Below are 17,086 nucleotides of genomic sequence, written 5' to 3' on the forward strand. Positions count from 1 at the left end.
GGAGCAGCGGGCCGGCAACGGCACCGTTACAGCGCCTGTAACGCCGGTGTTACGCCCTGCCGCCGAAACTGCTGATGGAGAGGAGGATGTGCGGGTGCGCGTACTGCTGATCGAGGACGAGTTGCTGCTGGCCGAACAGGTCGCCGACGGGCTGCGCGACCAGGGCATCGCGGTCGACCTCGCGTCCGACGGGCTCGACGGCCTGCACAAGGCCGGCGCGAACCGGTACGACGTGGTCGTGCTCGACCGCGACCTGCCGATCCTGCACGGCGACCAGGTCTGCACCGCACTGACCGCGCGTGGCACCGATGCCCGGATCCTCATGCTCACCGCGGCCGGAGAATCCGCCGACCGGGTCGCCGGCCTGATCCTCGGTGCCGACGACTACCTGCCCAAGCCGTTCGTCTTCGACGAACTCGTGCTGCGGATCCGCGCGCTGGCCCGCCGGGCGAACAACGCCCCTCGGGTCCTGCGGCGCGCCGGCCTGGCCTTCGACACCGCTCGGCGCGTCGTCACCCGCGCCGGCCGCATCATCCCGCTGACCACCAAGGAGCTGGCCGTGCTGGAGATCCTGATGGGCGCCGACGGCGCCGTGGTCAGCGCCGAGGACCTGCTGGAGCGGGCGTGGGACGAGCACGCGGACCCGTTCACCGCCACCGTGCGGGTCACCATCGCCCGGTTGCGCCGCAAACTCGGCGACCCGCCGCTCATCGAGACCGTCGTCGGCGCGGGATACCGGCTGTGAGGCCGCGCCGTACGCGCCCGTCCATCCGGCTGCGGCTGACGCTCACCTACGCGGTCGTGCTCGTGAGCACGTGCGCGGCGCTCCTGGCGTTGAACTACGCGCTGCACGCCGGTGCCCCGTCCGCGACCGAGATGGCCGCGATGTGCGACGAGATGGGCGCGGCGGACCCCTTGCGGGCCGACAAGTGCGCGGCCTTGGAGCGTCATATGGGGGAGATCGTCTGGTACCGCAACGCCACGCTGATGAACACCGCCAGAACGTCGGCGATCGCGTTGTTCGCCACGGCCGTGCTGGGGCTCGGCGTCTGCTGGGTCATCGCCGGCCGCATGCTCCGGCCGCTGCGGACACTCACCACCGCCACCCGCCGGATCTCCCAGCACCACCTGCACGAGCGCGTCGCGCTCACCGGCCCACCCGACGAGCTCAAGGAGCTGGCCGACACCTTCGACGAGATGGTGGCCAGGCTGGAGGCCTCCTTCAACAGCCAGCGGAGGTTCGTCGCCGACGCCTCGCACGAGCTGCGCACCCCGCTCGCGATCGTCCGTACCGGCGCCGAGGTGCTGCTGGCCAAGCGGGAGAGCACGGTCGCCCAGTGGGAGGCGATGGGGCGGCGCGTGCTGACCGCGACCGGCCAGGCCGAACGCCTGCTGGACGGCCTGCTGTCGCTGGCCCGCAGCGAAAGCGGGGCCATCGCCCACGAGGCGCACGATCTGGCCTTCGCCGCGGCCCGCGCGCTGGGCGAGGCGGACGAGGAAGCCGAGACCTCCGGCCTGTCGATGACCACCGACCTGCGCCCCGCCCCTGTCGTCGGCGACCCCGTCCTGCTCGATCGCCTGGTACGCAACCTCGTGGACAACGCGATCCGGCACAACCATCCAGGCGGTCGGATCGAGGTCGCCACCGGTCACCGCGACGGCGAAGCGCTCGTCACGGTACGCAACAGCGGCGACGCCATCCCCCCGGAGGAGGTCGACCGGCTGTTCGAGCCGTTCCAGCGGCTGACGTCCCACCGCACCGCCGGCTCCCGATCGACCGGTCTGGGCCTGGCCATCGTCAGGTCCATCGTGCACGCGCACCACGGCACGGTCACGGCGGCGCCGAACGCCGGCGGCGGCCTGACCGTCACCGTCACGCTGCCGGCCGATGCCCTGGCCGTGGCCGGGCAGCCGGAGCCGGCTCGGGAGGCGTCGTAGCCCCGCACCCGCACCTCACGCCGCCGGCCAGGGCGGGGCAACCGGATCAGCCGGCTGGACCTGGTCGCCGGCGTTGCGTGGAGAGCGCCTGCCGCCAATGCTCGGCCGCCTGGCTCATGTCGTGGCCGAGGAGCTCGAAGAACTGGCTGGTGGTGTGGAGCCGGTCGCCGGTGGGCGTGTCGGTGCCGAAGATGCCGGCGCCGTGCCGGGTGGTGGCGGCCCACAGGGCCATCGACCTGGCGCTGGCCGCCCAGGTGCGGTACCACACGTCGGCGTCGACGAAGTATCGCACCCGGCGCGCCTCGCGCTCCCGGGCGACGAGCTCTCTCTGCTCGAGCCACCTGGTGGCATTGGAGATCGTCGCCGGACTGACACGGAGATGCCGGACGAGCTCCGCGGCGGTCAGGCTGCCGCTCTCGCTGACGAACAGTGCGGCGAACACCCGGGCCGTCATGGGCGCCATCCCGGTCTCGATCATCATGGCGACGAACTGCTCCTCGAACTCCTGGGCCGTGCGGACCTCACGGTCGTCGGTGCCGCGCGGAACGCCGGCGTGGGGAGCGTGCTTGCGGCGGCGGGCGCGCCAGCTCGTCGCATGCTGGGCGCGGGCCGCCCGGTAGCCGTGCGGGCCGCCGTTCCTGGCGATCTCGCGGGTGACGGTGGACCTGGAGCGTCCCAGCCGGCGGGCGATCTCCGCGTAGGTCAGGCCGGCCGCCAGCCCTTCGGCGATCCGGCGACGGTCCTCGGCGGTCAACCGGCCTCCTGGCATGCGATCCTCTCCCCCAGATCGAGCGTTGTTGCACTCAGCTACAAACTCGTTGCACCAATATATCGGCTCCCACCTGCGCAGATGAGTTTCACGAATTGTCTCGGATCGGAACAGGACCTTACCGTTCCCTCAGACCGAAGAGGAGGTTCATCATGGAAAAGGTCGTTCTCGTCACGGGCGCCTCCGCCGGAATCGGCAAGGCCACCGCACTCGAACTCGTCCGCGCCGGCCATATCGTCTACGGCGCCGCGCGGCGCGTACCCAACATGGACGACATCCGCGACGCCGGCGGACACGCCCTGGAGCTGGACGCACGCCGGCCGGAAGACCTGGAACGGGTCGTCGCCGCCGTGGTCGAGGAGCAGGGCCGCATCGACGTTCTGATCAACAACGCCGGCACAGTCCTGCACGGCGCGGCCGAGGACACCGCCCTCGACCTGGCGCGCGACCTGTTCGAGGTCAACCTCTTCGCACCGGCCCGGCTGGCTCAGCTCGCCCTGCCGCACATGCGCGAGCAGGGGTCCGGCACGATCGTCAACGTCTCCTCCATCGGCGGCGAGATCGCGCTCCCCCTCGGTTGCTGGTACTACGCCGGCAAGCACGCGTTGGAGGCGTACTCCGACACGCTGCGCATGGAGGTCGAGCCGTTCGGCATCGACGTCGTGATCATCCAGCCCGGCATCATCAAGACCGAGTTCGAGGACCACACGGCACAACACCTCCGCGAGATCTCCGGCGGGACCGCGTACGCCACGATGGCCGAGGCCATGGCCAGGCGCGCGGAGACGCAGCTCGGCGACAACTCCCAGGGAACCGACCCCGGCGTCGTCGCCACCACCATCCGGCAGGCCATCGAAGCCGGCAAGCCCGAGACGCGGTACGCGGTCGGCTGGCTGGCCGACAGGCTCCTGGAGCTCAACAGGACGCTGCCCGACCGCGAATTCGACAAGCTCGTCATGAACGCCACCAGGTAGCCCCCGGCTTCGCGTTCTCTTCCGCGACGAGCCGGACGACCCCGTCGTCCCTACCCGGTGGCGACGCCGGCCAGGAGCTTCGCCGTGCCTTCGGGCGCCTCCACCGGGAAGTGGTGGCTGCCCAGGTCGACGAGCACGATGTCGAGGCGGTCCCCGTAGCGGTCGATCGCCTCCCGCGTCACCAGGTCACGTATCGCGAACACGGTGATCGGCTGCTTCGTCTCGCGCAGCGCCGCGTCCATGTCCCAGCGCACCAGGGCCTCGATGGAACGCAGGCCCGCGGGCTGCCGTACGGCGACCATCTTCTCGAAGTACGCGTCCTTGAGCGCGGGGTCGGTCCCGGCCGGGGAGCCGCCCTCGACGAGCCCCCGCACCCCTCCGGCGAAGTCTTCACGGAACAGGTGCACCACCGCCTCGGCCTGGTCTTCACTTGTCGCCGGGAACAACGACAGATAGTGCAGCGCGTCCAGTGCGACCACATGCGAGACCGTGTCAGGCAGCAGCCGGCCGACTTCGACGGCGACCGCCCCGCCGAGGGAATGGCCGGCCACGACCACCGAGTCCACCGCCTCGGCCTCCAGCACCGCCGCCACGTCGCGAGCGAACTCTTCCATGGTCCAGACGTCCCGCGTCGACCGCGACTCGCCGTGCTCGGCAAGGTCGATCGCGAGGACGCGGTAGTGCTCGGGCAGGTGGTCGGTCACCGCGTCGAAGTCGCCGCGGTCGCACGCCCAGCCGTGGATGAGAGCCAAAGTCGGCCCTCCGGCCGGACCGCTGGCCGTGTACCGGATCGTCGTGTGGTCCGATCGCCGAACCTCACGGTTCTTCCTGGCCCTGCTTGGAGTGGTCACGATGTCTCCTTGTTCCGCATTGTGGAAATCTCTATGGGTGATGTGCTGACGGATCCTCTGCCCGCCGCGGTGCCTCAACCGCACGGGACCATGGCGGTGCGGCGCTTGACCCGTACCTGGTTCAGGCGCAGGACGAGGGCGGAGAAGGTGATCGCCACGATCGCCAGCGCGTATATCACGGTGGCGGTCCTCAGCCCCAGGGCGGTGACGGCGATTCCGCCGAGCATGGCGGGCACGCTGTTCCCCAGATAGCCGATGATGTTCGCCAGGGCGAAGACCGCGCTGCGCTCGTGCGGCTTGGCGACCCGCGCGAAGGTGCCGAACGTGGCCAGCACCGACGCGCCGAAGCCGAGACCCGCGACGAGGGTGCCGGCAGCGGCCAGCCAGAGGAGGTCCTCCGCCAACCCGGCGAGTGAGATCAGGGTGCCGAGCCCGAGCGTCGCGGACGAGGGGGCCAGCAGCGAGGACGCGGGACGGGAGCGGAGCAGGGAGACCGCGAGCGCTCCGGCGCCCGTCAGAAGCGTCACGACGACACCGCCGACCAGATGGTTGTGCAGCCCCAGCAACTCGGCCGCGACGGACGGGCCGAGCGAGAGGTACATCCCGGCCAGGGCCCAGCCGGCCACCATCGCCGGCACCACCGGGACGATGTCCGCGCGCAGGTACGCGGGCATCGCGACCCGCGGGCGCAGGGAGGCGACGGCTCCCGGCCGGCGGAGCGACGTCTCCGGGATGAGGGCGACGACCACCGCCGCCAGCACCATGCCACCGAGCAGCAGTGCGTAGACCAGCCGGGTTTGGGCGGGACCGAACTCCACCAGCACACCACTGCCGAGAGCACCCAGAGCGAGCCCGGTCAGGGGAGCCACCGAGGTGACGACGCCTGCCCGCCCGCGGGCATGCGACGGCTCGAGATCGACCAGGGTGGCGCTCAGGGTGGTCGCCGCCGCCCCGGTCGCGATGCCCTGCAGCACCCGGGCGGCGGACAGGACGAGCACGTCCCCGGCGACCAGGAACAGGACGAGCGCGACCACCTCCAGCCCGATCGCCGCGGCGAGCACCGGCCGGCGGCCGAGATGGTCCGACAGCGCTCCGACGACGAGCAACGAGCCCAGCAGCCCGAACACGTAAAGGGCGAAGACGACGGTCAGCACCCACGCCGTGAACTGCCACTGCTGCTGGTAGATCACGTAGAGCGGGGACGGCGCGCTGGAAGCGGCCAGGAAGAGGACGAGGACGGCGGCCACGCCGGGGAAGGCGCCCTTCCACGGCACGCGGCGCGGACCGCCGGCGGGCGGTGAGGCGGTATCAGAAGGATCAACAGGCATGCGAACCTCGCAGCGATCGTTGCGTTAGTGGCTCGAAGCTAACACAAACGCATTGATCACTGCAATTTTAAAGCAGTGATCAATGCAATAATGGTCACATGTCCACGACGACTTCCCCGTCCCGCACCGCGAGCCGGCCCGGCGGCCGCTCCGCCCGAATCCGCGCGGCCGTCCACCGGGCCGTCAAGGAGCTGCTCACCGACGAGGCCGGCGACCCGCTGACGATCCCGGTCGTAGCCGCCCGCGCAGGCGTGCACGCCACCACGGTCTACCGGCGCTGGGGCTCCATCGGCGAACTGCTCGCCGACGTCACGAGCAGCCGCTTCTCCGGCGACATCGTGGTGCCGGACACCGGAAGCCTCCGCGGGGACCTGGAACGCTATGCGGCCGACCTCGCCAAGGACCTCAGCGACCCGGACACCCTCGCCCTGGTACGCGCCACCATCGGCACGGCCGGAGAGCAGGGCGCCGCCGTTTGCCGCAGGGAACGCCAGCAGCAGCTCGAAGCCATCCTCGAACGGGAACAGGCCCGGGGCGATCAGACCCCGACCATCGAACGCGCCACAGACGCCGTCCTCGCCCCCCTCTACTACCGGGCCGTCTTCACCGACCTGGCCCTCACCCCCGAATGGACCCGCACCCTCGTGTCACACCTGCTGCCGGACTGACCCACCGCTCCCCTGCTCCGGATCTCATCGTTGATCGATACCGGATACTCTGCCGGGCGTGCGGCGATTAATGACTCCCCGGACGGTGTGGCTCGCGCTCGCGGCGGCCCTCGCGGCGGTGGCGGCGGTGCTGACGATGAGGCGTTCCCGGCGTCTCGCCGCCACGCGACCGCTCCCGGCGCAGCACCAGGACGAGCCGGAGCCGGCCGTCCCCGCAGCCGCTCCCGTTCCCGTTCCCGTTCCCGACCAGCCTGCCGCCGTACCGCTGCTCGGCACTCCCACGGCAAGCGACCTGCAGCGCTTCGTCACCAAGCCCTCCATCCTGGACCGTCCCCCGGCCAGGCCCCGGGCGCCACGGGAGCCCTTGAGCGAAGCGGCCCGCCGCCGCCTGACCCGCTGGGGCGCGGCCGGGTGCGCGCTCGTCCTGCTGGCCTCCTGCACCCAGATGCTCGAGTCCGCGGTCTTCTCCAACGCCCCGGCGACGCGGGACGCCGGCGAGAGCGTCACCCAGCCGGGCCTGATCACGGACGAGGTGTGCGACCCCTCGCTCTCCGAGAGCCGGGCCACCTGCCTGCTGCTGCGCATCCCCGGCGAAGACCCGCCCGGGCGGGAGCCGGTCACGCCGCCCCCCGCGGAAACGGTCGACGAGGACTGCCTGCCCAAGGAGGCCACCCCGCGCGTACGCAAGATCGACGCGAAGGTGACCCGGGCCGTCAACCGGCAATGGCGGCGCATCGAGTCATGGCTGAAGACGCACGCCCCCCGGAGCCACCGCACGCTCGGCAAGCCGGGAAAGGCGGCGGACATCGTGGCGGCGGAGGCCGAGACGGGTCTGCGGTTCCCCGACGACCTGCGCGCGTCGCTGCTGCGGCACGACGGCTCCCTCTTCCTCGACGACATCTGGGCCTTCGGGTTCCTGGGCAACTCGAACGCGGGCGTCGCGCAGATCCTCGACGGCTGGCGGGGCCTGTGTGAGATCGACGGCGGGAACGAGGGGGACGGAGGCGACGCGCACGCGCGCACGGAATGGTGGGACGGGCGCATGCTGCCCGTCGGCGCCGACGGCATGGGAAACCACCTCGTGGTCGATGCGGTGCAGCGCGACGTCGGCACGACCGATCACGAGGGCAGCATGAGCTTCCGGCCCGGCGGAGTGCGGATCCGGTCGTTCCACGCCCTGCTGAAGGCCACCGCCGACGCCATGGAGAACGGCACGTCCATCGGCTACTGGAAGCCCACGGCGGTCGCCGGCGAAGTGGAGTGGGACGTCCTCGACCTCGGCCCCTGAGGTGCCGGCCCTTCCGGAGTCGTAGGAACGAGCCACCGCCGGCGAGCGGCCCGAGCACATGGATGTTCCGCCCGGCGACGATGTGACGGCGGACACAGTCAGCGCCGCCCCCGATTCCGTGGCCGGCCGCACAGGGAAGGCGCGCGGTTGACGGAGGAGCCGGTTGTCGTTTCGGTAGCGGTATGGACGGACGGGTGAGCACGTACCGGTCGGAGGCGTACGCGGCGGAGTTCTACCAGGACATGGGGACGCGGTCGCCCGAGGCGCTCGACGCGCCGGCCGACACCCGGGTACGGCTGCGCGCGCTGCTCCCTGCCGGCGAAGCCGACGATCGGCCCGGCCGGCACTAGCGCGACCGCGCGGAACATCACGGCGAGCACGCGGCCGCATCCCTCTCCAGCGTCCAGGCAGGCGTCGAGGGACGAGTGGCCGCGTGGCACCTCTCCCTGTCGTTCAGTCCGCCCGTACGGCGTGCATCGCGGTGAAGGCCAGCAGGCGGGCGGCGGTACGCGGTGGATCCTCGAGGTTGGGTGAGTGTCCGAGACCGGGCAGCAACTCGACTTCCGCGCCCGGGACGGTGCGGTAGTCGGCGGCGGACGAGGATCGCCATCTGCGGTCGTCCTCGCCAAAGATCACCAGTAGCGGCTTGCCGAGGCCCCGCAGCCGGTCCGGGAGCGCTCGCTGCATCAGATACTCGCTGGTGGCCTGCATCGTCGAGGTGAGTGTGTGGAATGTCATGGCGCGCACCTCGTCCAGGAGCTCTTGGGGGACCTGGTAGCCCGCGCGGCTGAAGCCGGTGCTCGCGAACTGGCGGAGCTGCTCGTCGGTCGGCGGCCACTGCGACGGGTCGATCGCGGCGGACTCCGGTGCGATGAAGGCGTCCAGGCTGGGGCCGGTGTTGATGAGCGCGAGCGCGGTCACCAGGTCGGGCCGCTCTTCGGCGAGGGCGGTGGCGACGGCGCCGCCGCTGGAATGGCCGACGACCATGGCGTGCGTGACGCCGAGCCGGTCCAGTACCGTGCCGGCGCGGCGTGCCTGGTCCGGGATCGCGTAGCCACGGTCGGCCGGTTTGGCCGACCGGCCGTGCCCGAGCAGGTCGATCCGGATGACGCGATGGGATCGGGTCAGCATCGGCACCAGCGGGTCCCACGAGCGGGTCGAGGAGGCGGACCCGTGGATGAGCAGGAGTGCGGGGGCGTCGCGGGGGCCGTCCTGGTCCACGTGGATGGCGCCGTCGTCCAGGGACAGGGTCGAGCTCTCGGTGGCCTCGGCGTCGCTTCGCGCGTACGGTGCGCCGTCAGAAAGGGTCATGAGGCCACTGTCGCCGCCGGTACGCACCGGTGGATTGGACAAATGTTCCCCTCGGTCGGCTCGTAGCATGGAACGGTGCGGACGTTCGTACATGGTGCGGCTGTGTGGGAGGTCGCGTGCCCGCGGCGGCCCAGCCGGGTGGCCGGTGTCACCATGGCCGGGTTCCGGGTCCGTGACCTGGACGCGCTCCGGATGGTCCCGCACCCGGCCGTGACGCTGCTTCTGGATTTCGGCGCCGGTTCGCCGGTCCTGCACCATGCCGCCGGGCGGCAGCAGGGAAGTGTCGTCGCCGGGCCCGGGGTCGGGTCCGGGGGCGCGCTCTGGGCGCGGGGCGAGAACGTCGAGTGCGTTCAGGTGCGCCTGTCCCCCGTGATCGCGGGCGCGGTCCTGGACGCCTCCCCCGCCGACCTCGACGGCGCCGTGGTGGCCCTCGACGACCTGTGGGGCCGGGAGGCGTCACGGATCCGTGAGCGGCTGAGCGAGCTCTCCTCCTGGCAGGACCGCTTCGCGCTGACGGACGCGTTGCTCGCCCGCCGGTATGCGGCGGGGTCGCCGGTGGACCCGGAGGTGGCCTGGGCCTGGGACCGGATCGTCAGCGGCCGTGGCCTGGTCCGGGTCGACGAAATGGCGGCCGAGGTCGGATGGAGCCGTAAGCGGCTGTGGTCGCGGTTCCGCTCGCAGCTCGGCCTGCCGCCCAAGCGCGCCGTGAAGCTGGTCCGCTTCGACCATGCCGCCCACCGCCTGGTCGCGGGTGAGGCCGCGGCCCGGGTCGCGGCCGACGGCGGCTACGCCGACCAGTCACACCTGCACCGCGACGTCGTGGCGTTCACCGGGGCGACCCCCGCGACCGTGGCCGGTGAGCCGTTTCTGGCGGTTGACCCCCTCGCCTGGCCCGGCCACGGCACGCGTGCCAGGCCGCACGTCTCCAGGGATCTCCGGCCCGGTCGCCGAGCGGAGGTGAGACGGCCGCCGCTCTGAACGGCTTCGCGGTCACCTGCGCTGGGTGGCGCCCAGCGGTCAGGGGCGCCGGCCGTACCGGTCAGGCCGGGCAGCCGCACGACGCCCTCGGGCGGCCTCGGAGCCGGAGGCGCTGTGCTCCCGGGTTGCCGACGTTGACCCGATCTCCGCCCCCCGGACGCGAAAAACGCGTTGCCATGGATTCCCGCAGTACGTATGGTTTTGCGCTCGTGATCACAGTGGTGGAGCGAGTCCTGCCTGCTCGGCTGGGAACAGGATTCCGGTGGCTGCTGGCCTCGAGCTGGCTGACGAATCTCGGTGACGGGGTCGCGGCCGCCGCGGGCCCGCTGCTGATCGCGACGTTGACCCGCGACCCGCTGATGATCTCGCTGTCGGCCCTGGTGGGCTGGGCGCCGCCGCTGCTGTTCAGCCTGTATGCGGGCGTGCTGTCGGACCGGTACGACCGGCGCAGGATCGTGCTCGTCGCCAACGCCGTGCGGGCCGTGGTGCTGGCGGCACTGGTCACGCTCATGGTGACCGGCACCGTGACCGTGGCGGCGGCGCTGGTGGCGCTCACGCTCCGGTCCGTCGCCGAGGTGTTCGCCGACAGCGCGACGGCCACGCTGACGCCGATGATGGTCGGCAAGGACGATCTCGTCGTCGCCAACGCCCGCCTGGGCACGGGATTCATCACGCTCAATCAGCTCGCCGGCCCGCCGATCGGCGCGGCGCTGTTCGGGCTGGGCCTGACCTGGCCGTTCGCGGGCCAGCTGCTGCTGGTGGTGGCGGGGATGATCCTGGTCTCCCGGATCACGTTGCCGCCGCACGGCCGGCAGGCCGACGATCCCGCGCCCGACACCGTACGGGAGCTCATCGCCGGCTTCGCGTGGACCATCCAGCACGCGGCGGTCCGCACGCTGGCGCTCACCATCCTGATCTTCAACTTCACGTTCGGCGCGGCCTGGTCGGTCCTCGTCCTCTACACCCAGGAGCAGCTCGGCCTCGGCGCCATGGGCTTCGGCCTGATGACCACCATCGGCGGGATCGGCGGCCTGATCGGCACCGGCCTGTACGGGACCATCACCCGCAGGGTGAGCCTCGGCGCCCTGATGCGGATCGGGCTCGTCATCGAGACGTTCACCCACCTGGGCCTGGCCCTGACCCATTCGCCGTGGGTCGCCGGAGGTATCTTCCTGGCCTTCGGCGCGCACGCGTTCATCTGGGGCACGACCTCGGTCACCGTCCGCCAGCGCGCGGTGCCGCGCGACCTCCAGGGCCGGGTGGGCAGCGTCAACACCATCTGCGTGTACGCCGGTCTGGTGGTCGGCTCGTTGATCGGCGGTGTCCTGGCCACCCGCTTCGGTGTCGCGGCGCCCTTCTGGTTCGCCTTCGCCGGTTCCGCGGTGTTCCTGGTGCTGCTGTGGCGGCAGCTCATGCTCATCGCCCACGACGACTGAGCCTCTGTCCGTGCTCTCGGAAGGGCACGGACGGAGATCGCCGCCGTGGTCGTGCAGCCGTGCCAGGAGACCGCCATCTCTCGAGTCCGGCCTGCGCCACCGACGCGGGGGTCGTCGTGGCCGCCGGCTGAGCTGGTCCTCCTCAGGCCGGGTCAGCCGTCCCGGGGGACTGTCCGCGTCCGTCCGGCGGGTGGCTTGTCCTCGGGCTCGGTCGCTGCCGGGCCCTTGCCGCCGTGACCGTTCCCCTCGTCCTCCAGGTACGCCTCCGGCACCTGGGGCAGGGTCGGCACCAGCGCCTTGCGGGCCACGAACGTGTCGAGCAGCGAGAGCAGCATGGCCAGCACCGGCACCGCCAGCAGCGCGCCCACCGCCCCGAAGAGCTGCGCTCCCATGATCACGCCCGCGAACGCGACCCCCGGATGCATGTTCACCGACCGCCCGCTGATGCGCGGCTCCAGCGTCAGGTTCTCCACCTGCTGGTACAGGACCGCCCAGGCCAGCGCCACCAGCCCGATCCAGGGCCGGGGCGAGACCAGGCCCACGACGGCGGGCAGCGCGATCGCGATGTACGTGCCGATCGTCGGCACGAACTGGGCCACGACGCCCGTCCACACGCCCAGCGCCAGCCACGAGGGCATGCCGATCAGCAGGAACACGATGGCCGAGGTGGTGCCGTTGATCGTGGCCAGGATGAGCCGGGCGGAGACGTACCCGCCGGTCTTGACCAGCGACACGTCCCACACGGTGAGGAAGACCTGCTGGATGCGGCCGGGCAGGAACTGGGCGAGCCAGCGCCGCAGCCGGGGGCCGTCGGCCGAGAAGTAGAAGGTCAGCAGCAGCAGGGCGAAGCCGTTGAACACCGCCGCGGTGATCGTGCCGAGCACGCCGAGCACGCCACCGACCAGGTCCTGGGCGTAGGTGGCGGCCTGTTGCGGGGTCAGGTTGATGGAGCTGAGGACGGTGGAGATGTCGTACCTGGTGCCGAACCTGGCGTTGATCCAGTCGATGGCGCCGGTGACCACCTCGGGCAGCGCCCGTACGAGCAGCGCGGCCTGCTCGACGAACAGGTTGCCGAACAGGAAGAGGAAGACCGCCGCGAGCAGGATGATCCCGATCATCACGAGGACGGCTGCGGCGCCGCGGCGCATGTGCCGGGCCAGCCGGCCCACCGCGGGCTCCATCGCCAGCGACAGGAACCAGGCCATCACCACGATGACGACCAGCGAACCCGCGTCCACCAGGATGAAGCGAAGGAGGTACACCACCACGACGACGGCGACGACGGCGAACCCGACCCGCCACACGTTGGAGGCCGACAGGAGCACCTGAACCGGAGGGGCAGCCTCGGGACGGGACTCCCGGGGCTCGATCGGCTTGGTCATGGCACTCTCCTGACCGGACCACGCGATGATATGCCTCACCAGCGAATCTACGCCGCCCGGCCGCCGCCCCAGCAGCCGGACCGAACGGCACGAGTGCCCGAGGCGCGCCGGCTGTCACCCGCGACGGCGTGAAAGGCACCACCGGCCCGGACCGAACCTGGCGGCGTCGCGCCCGCCGTGGTGGCGCACCGCCGCCGGCCACGCGCACGGCAGCAGCGACGTACGACGGGCACGCCTGAACTCCCCACCCTGGCTACGGGCCGAGACCCCTGCGGGCTTGTTCTCGCTGGTCAGGGGAAGGTGCCCGGAAAAAGGGGACGGCACGGCTTACCGGGGGGGTGGCTGCTGTGCGAGATATGGACGATGGACGGGGCAGCGGCACGCCGTGAAGGACCTCCGCCGGCGGGTCGTGCACGCCGGATCGCGGGCAGGTGCGCGTCTCAGGCGGGTGGAGTGGTCGATCCGGGCGCGGATGACGATGCTGGCCACCCTGGTGACGGCGGTGCTGTCCGTGTTCGCGGTATGGCTGGTGCTGGATCACCACCACCAGCACGAGACGACCCATCGGATCAGGCACGTCTACGGCGCGGACCTGGAGATGGTGCATCGGTTCGCGCACCGCCGGGTGCCGCCGGTCATCGACGTCGAGGCGGTGGCCGCGACGCAGTTGGTCGATCGTGCCGGGCGGGTGGTGTCGGCGAGCGTTCGGGTGATCGGACAGCCGCGGATGGCCACGTTCGTGCCGTCGCGGCGGCCCTCGGCCACCGATCGGCGGCTGTGCGACGTGCCGGGCTTTCCCGGCCGGTGCATGATCGTCGCAGCGATGTGGGTGCCCGCCCTCGGCGGGGACCTGGTCGCCTACAGCGCGCTGCCGGACCCACTCTGGTACGGGAGCGAAGCGCTGCTCGCGCAGCTCCTGGCGGCCATGGCGATCTTGCTGGTCATCGTGGCCGTGGGTACGTACCAGCTCGTCGGCCGTACCCTGCGGCCCGTCGAGGCGATGACCGCCGAGCTCGCCGAGATCACCGCGACCGACCTCGGGCACCGCGTGCCCGTCCCGGCCCACCATGACGAGATCCGCTACCTGGCCACCGTCGTCAACGACACCCTGGAACTGCTGGAGGCGGCGCTGCGGCGCGAGCGCCGCTTCACCGCCGAAGCCTCCCACGACCTGCGCACCCCGATCACCGGCGCCATCCTGCGACTGGAAGAGGCACTGTTGGACCCGGACGCGGCCGACTGGCCGCGCATGGCCAAAGACCTGCTCAGCGACGTGGAACGCCAGCAGGCGATCGCCGAGGACATCCTCACCCTGGCCCGCCTGGACGCCGACCGGACGGCCCAGCACGAGCACACCGACCTGGCCGAACTCGCCCGCACCGAGCTCCGCCGCCGGCTGCCCGGCCGGGTCCCCATCCGCACCGACCTGCAGCCGGGCGTGGTCGTCAGCTGCGACCGGCTGCTGATCGCCAGGCTGCTGGCCAACCTGCTGGACAACGCCCAGCGCCACGCCGCCACCGCCGTCACCGTCGCCGTCCGGGCCGAGGACGGCACCGGAGTCATGGCGGTCTTCGACGACGGCGCCGGCATCGCCCCCGAACACCGCGAGATCGTCTTCGAACGCTTCGCCCGGCTCCCGGAGTCACGCGAGCGCGACCCGAAGGGCACCGGCCTGGGCCTGGCCATCTGCCGCGAGATCGCCCACGCCCACCGAGGCACCCTGACCATCGAAGACCCCGGCCAGGGAACGTGCCTGGTCCTGCGCATGCCCTTGGTGAACTGACCGCCGGCCGGGCATCTGGCTCATGGGGCGTGGGAAGCGGGTCGTGGTCCTCGGCGATCCGAGGCTGACGAGTCCAGTTCGTCCGCTCGCCGGAGGTCCTTGGGGCGGCCGATGGCGCGGCGCATCCGGATGAGGTCATCTCGGGAGACGTAGTGAACTTCCAGGCCGCCCGGGCCGGCTGCGGTGATCGCGCGGTCGAGGCACTCCCGGACCCGCAGGTCGCCCCAGGGAAGCGCCGGGGTGCAGCAGTCGCCGGCGGCTCCGGGCGAGGTGAACTCCACTTTGGGACGGAGAAAGGAATCCGCGTGCGTCGCCACGGGGTTGCCCTCTTCGTCGAACAGCCGGGCGTCGACGGAGGTGAAGGCGGCCGCCAGGGCGGGGGCGTGAGCGGGGACGCCGTCCCAGAGCAGGTCCAGATCGCCGGTCAGTTCGGTGGATCCATGCATGATGCCGGCGACCTGCCCGATCACGACGGCCCGGACGCCGTTGCGATGGAGGGATTCGAGCAGCGGGAACGGGTCGAACCCGAGGGCACCGTCCGTGCCGATCGTGCCGACGTCGTCGTCGGCGTCCTGGTGGCCCAGGCCGGTGCCCGCCCGGTTCAGGGCCAGTTCACGGGTGCGCCGGGCGGCGGCGCGGAGTCGTTCCAGCGGTTCGTCGATCATCTGGTTCATGCAACACCCGGCCGCACTCATGGCGCACCCGAATTTCTCGGGATCACCGAAGGGTACGAAGACGACTTCGTGGCGGATGCGGGCCTCGGGAACGGGGCCAGGTCTGGTCAGGCTCGGCGCTGGGGGTCGCGGCGGGCTTGCCGGCGGGGTGAGGAACACCGGTCCAGGTCCTCGATGTCCAGGCCGAGCAACGCCTCGATGTCGGCGACCGACAGCGCGCGGGTACGGCCGGGTGCACGGCCGCCGGTCGGATCGGCGGTCAGCCAGCCCTGGTCCATCCAGAAGGTCACCGCGGAGCGGAGCGCGTCCGGGTGCCGGTTGAAGGTCGCGGCAACCCGGCCACTCGTTCGACGTTCTCCTCGTCGTTGAGCCCGGCGAGGGGGAAGTGGGTGCCGGACAGGGTGGCCAGGTAAGTACTCGCCGCGGCGGGCAGCGGAGGACTATCGCGGATAGTAATTGCTATACGCGACAGGAGGAGCGATGATCTCAGCACCGCCCGCGATCAGCAGTGTCGTGCCGAGGTGGGAGCGGCCGATACGCGGACCGAACGACGACCCAGCGATCGCGAAGCAGTCTCGATCAGGAGGCGCGACATGGCCAGGATCACCTACGACGACCAGACCGCGGCAGCGTACAAGGCGGTTCGTGAGATCCCCCGAGACGGGCTCGGCGAATGGCGTGAAGCGATACGACGTCACCTCGACCCGTCGCCCGGGATGACGGTGGCCGACATCGGTGCGGGGACCGGGATGTTCGCCGCCGCCCTCACCGATTGGTTCGACCTGAGCGTCGTCGCCGTCGAACCGTCGGCGGCGATGCGGGCCCAGATTCCGCGCCGCCCGGGCATCCAGGTGCTGGCGGGCGACGCCGGCGCCCTCCCGCTCCCGGACGGCTCGGCGGACGGCGCCTGGCTGTCCCTCATGATCCATCACATCCCCGACCTGGAAGCCGCCTCGCGCGAGATCCGCCGCGTTCTGCGCCCGGGCGCTCCCGTTCTGATCCGGCAGGGGTTTCCCGGCAGGGCCGACACGACCAGCACCTTTCCCTGGGGGTTCTTTCCCCAGACCACCCGGACCACCGACACCTTCCCCACGGTCGAGCGGACGTGCGAGGCGTTCGCCACCGCGGGGTTCCGCCGCGACGCGCTCGAACCGGTCCCCGAGACGCTGACCACTCTTGCCGACTTCCTGGCCCGGGTGGATGTCTTCCGCCGCTCCGACACCATCATGCGCGGCCTCACCGAGGAGGAGTTCCTCCAGGGCAAGGAACAGCTGCGCCGGGCCGTGCGGGAGGCCGAGCAGGCATCCAGCCCGGGGACCAGGACCAACTGGCTTGACCTCCTGGTGCTGCGCTGAGGCTCCCGCCCGCGAGGGCCCGCTCACCGGCCCGTCGCGCCGGTCCGGTAGCGCAGGCCGTCGACCAGCAGAGTGATCATGCGCTGGGTGTAGGCGTCGTCGTCGGGGTCGACGATGTTGGCCATGGTGCGCAGCAGGTCGTACGGGGTGATGGCGGGGCGGATGTCCCCGGACGCGGCGGCGGCGTCCAGCAGTCGCTCGATGGCCGGGAGGAAACGCTGCATGAAGTAGGCGGGCAGGTTCTCATAGGCGGGGTCGCCGGAGTGCAGGGCGGTTTTGAGGCCGCGTTTGGTGGCGATGAACCGGGTCAGGCGGTTGAGCCAGCGGGTGAGAGCCTCGACGGGTTCGTAC

The 17,086-nt window shown here is 71.4% G+C and carries 18 protein-coding genes and 1 pseudogene; 10 read left to right on the forward strand and 9 right to left on the reverse strand.

The genetic code is table 11. The features are described from left to right. Positions 1 to 94 precede the first annotated feature (94 nt). Both ACTWPW_RS49775 and ACTWPW_RS49780 read left to right on the forward strand, forming a co-directional pair. Positions 95 to 745, forward strand: coding sequence for a response regulator transcription factor (locus ACTWPW_RS49775; RefSeq protein WP_375112588.1), 651 nt, complete (start codon positions 95 to 97; stop codon positions 743 to 745). Further along, positions 742 to 1,938: a HAMP domain-containing sensor histidine kinase gene (locus tag ACTWPW_RS49780; RefSeq protein WP_443172964.1), complete on the forward strand. Its 1,197-nt coding sequence runs from the start codon at positions 742 to 744 to the stop codon at positions 1,936 to 1,938. Before ACTWPW_RS49775 ends, ACTWPW_RS49780 begins: the two co-directional genes overlap by 4 nt. A gap of 46 nt (positions 1,939 to 1,984) precedes the next feature. Here ACTWPW_RS49780 and ACTWPW_RS49785 read toward each other — a convergent pair whose 3' ends face one another. Together ACTWPW_RS49785 and ACTWPW_RS49790 are read right to left on the reverse strand one after the other, a co-directional pair. Continuing rightward, positions 1,985 to 2,419 (reverse strand): MarR family transcriptional regulator, encoded by a 435-nt coding sequence (locus ACTWPW_RS49785; RefSeq protein WP_443172978.1) that lies wholly within the window; start codon positions 2,417 to 2,419, stop codon positions 1,985 to 1,987. Between the two features lie 153 nt (positions 2,420 to 2,572). Beyond that, positions 2,573 to 2,707: pseudogene (locus ACTWPW_RS49790) on the reverse strand (helix-turn-helix domain-containing protein); the annotation flags it as partial. A 152-nt stretch (positions 2,708 to 2,859) separates the two neighbouring features. Between ACTWPW_RS49790 and ACTWPW_RS49795 the strand changes: the two are divergent. After that, positions 2,860 to 3,681, forward strand: coding sequence for an oxidoreductase (locus ACTWPW_RS49795; RefSeq protein ID WP_443172965.1), 822 nt, complete (start codon positions 2,860 to 2,862; stop codon positions 3,679 to 3,681). A gap of 50 nt (positions 3,682 to 3,731) precedes the next feature. Here the strand turns inward: ACTWPW_RS49795 and ACTWPW_RS49800 are convergent, their stop codons facing one another. Both ACTWPW_RS49800 and ACTWPW_RS49805 read right to left on the reverse strand, forming a co-directional pair. Beyond that, complete coding sequence (locus ACTWPW_RS49800) at positions 3,732 to 4,532, reverse strand: alpha/beta fold hydrolase (RefSeq protein ID WP_443172966.1); 801 nt, start codon at positions 4,530 to 4,532, stop codon at positions 3,732 to 3,734. Between the two features lie 74 nt (positions 4,533 to 4,606). Next, entirely contained in the window at positions 4,607 to 5,860 is a 1,254-nt protein-coding gene (locus ACTWPW_RS49805; RefSeq protein ID WP_443172967.1) for an MFS transporter, read from the reverse strand. A 98-nt stretch (positions 5,861 to 5,958) separates the two neighbouring features. Between ACTWPW_RS49805 and ACTWPW_RS49810 the strand changes: the two genes are divergently transcribed. The 3 genes from ACTWPW_RS49810 (at position 5,959) to ACTWPW_RS49820 (ending at position 8,166) form a co-directional block, all read left to right on the forward strand. Continuing rightward, a complete protein-coding gene (locus ACTWPW_RS49810) occupies positions 5,959 to 6,528 on the forward strand; it encodes a TetR-like C-terminal domain-containing protein (protein ID WP_375112593.1) in 570 nt (189 codons plus the stop codon). 58 nt (positions 6,529 to 6,586) lie between these two features. Continuing rightward, positions 6,587 to 7,816: an SMI1/KNR4 family protein gene (locus ACTWPW_RS49815; protein WP_443172968.1), complete on the forward strand. Its 1,230-nt coding sequence runs from the start codon at positions 6,587 to 6,589 to the stop codon at positions 7,814 to 7,816. A 194-nt stretch (positions 7,817 to 8,010) separates the two neighbouring features. Continuing rightward, on the forward strand, positions 8,011 to 8,166 hold the full coding sequence (locus ACTWPW_RS49820; protein WP_443172969.1) for a hypothetical protein: 156 nt from the start codon (positions 8,011 to 8,013) through the stop codon (positions 8,164 to 8,166). 103 nt (positions 8,167 to 8,269) lie between these two features. Here the strand turns inward: ACTWPW_RS49820 and ACTWPW_RS49825 are convergent, their stop codons facing one another. Further along, complete coding sequence (locus ACTWPW_RS49825; protein WP_443172970.1) at positions 8,270 to 9,127, reverse strand: alpha/beta fold hydrolase; 858 nt, start codon at positions 9,125 to 9,127, stop codon at positions 8,270 to 8,272. 75 nt (positions 9,128 to 9,202) lie between these two features. Between ACTWPW_RS49825 and ACTWPW_RS49830 the strand changes: the two genes are divergently transcribed. Beyond that, on the forward strand, positions 9,203 to 10,105 hold the full coding sequence (locus tag ACTWPW_RS49830; RefSeq protein ID WP_443172971.1) for a helix-turn-helix domain-containing protein: 903 nt from the start codon (positions 9,203 to 9,205) through the stop codon (positions 10,103 to 10,105). A gap of 209 nt (positions 10,106 to 10,314) precedes the next feature. Then, on the forward strand, positions 10,315 to 11,541 hold the full coding sequence (locus ACTWPW_RS49835; protein WP_443172972.1) for an MFS transporter: 1,227 nt from the start codon (positions 10,315 to 10,317) through the stop codon (positions 11,539 to 11,541). Between the two features lie 152 nt (positions 11,542 to 11,693). Here the strand turns inward: ACTWPW_RS49835 and ACTWPW_RS49840 are convergent, their stop codons facing one another. Continuing rightward, the gene (locus tag ACTWPW_RS49840) at positions 11,694 to 12,923 is read right to left on the reverse strand and encodes an AI-2E family transporter (RefSeq protein ID WP_375112599.1); all 1,230 of its coding nucleotides are present in this window, start codon (positions 12,921 to 12,923) and stop codon (positions 11,694 to 11,696) included. 385 nt (positions 12,924 to 13,308) lie between these two features. Here ACTWPW_RS49840 and ACTWPW_RS49845 point away from each other — a divergent pair, with 385 nt between their 5' ends. Then, positions 13,309 to 14,706 carry a sensor histidine kinase gene (locus ACTWPW_RS49845; protein ID WP_443172973.1) on the forward strand — a complete coding sequence of 466 codons (1,398 nt, stop codon included), beginning with the start codon at positions 13,309 to 13,311 and terminating at the stop codon, positions 14,704 to 14,706. A 20-nt stretch (positions 14,707 to 14,726) separates the two neighbouring features. Here ACTWPW_RS49845 and ACTWPW_RS49850 read toward each other — a convergent pair whose 3' ends face one another. Then, complete coding sequence (locus ACTWPW_RS49850) at positions 14,727 to 15,371, reverse strand: hypothetical protein (protein WP_443172974.1); 645 nt, start codon at positions 15,369 to 15,371, stop codon at positions 14,727 to 14,729. Between the two features lie 116 nt (positions 15,372 to 15,487). Continuing rightward, entirely contained in the window at positions 15,488 to 15,670 is a 183-nt protein-coding gene (locus tag ACTWPW_RS49855) for a hypothetical protein (protein WP_443172975.1), read from the reverse strand. 303 nt (positions 15,671 to 15,973) lie between these two features. Here ACTWPW_RS49855 and ACTWPW_RS49860 point away from each other — a divergent pair, with 303 nt between their 5' ends. Continuing rightward, the gene (locus ACTWPW_RS49860; protein WP_443172976.1) at positions 15,974 to 16,735 is read left to right on the forward strand and encodes a class I SAM-dependent methyltransferase; all 762 of its coding nucleotides are present in this window, start codon (positions 15,974 to 15,976) and stop codon (positions 16,733 to 16,735) included. A gap of 23 nt (positions 16,736 to 16,758) precedes the next feature. Here ACTWPW_RS49860 and ACTWPW_RS49865 read toward each other — a convergent pair. Then, positions 16,759 to 17,086 (reverse strand): SbtR family transcriptional regulator (locus ACTWPW_RS49865; protein WP_443172977.1); only part of this gene is annotated, 328 nt, incomplete at its 5' end.

The organism is Nonomuraea sp. KM90, assembly GCF_052246675.1.
Lineage (GTDB): Bacteria > Actinomycetota > Actinomycetes > Streptosporangiales > Streptosporangiaceae > Nonomuraea.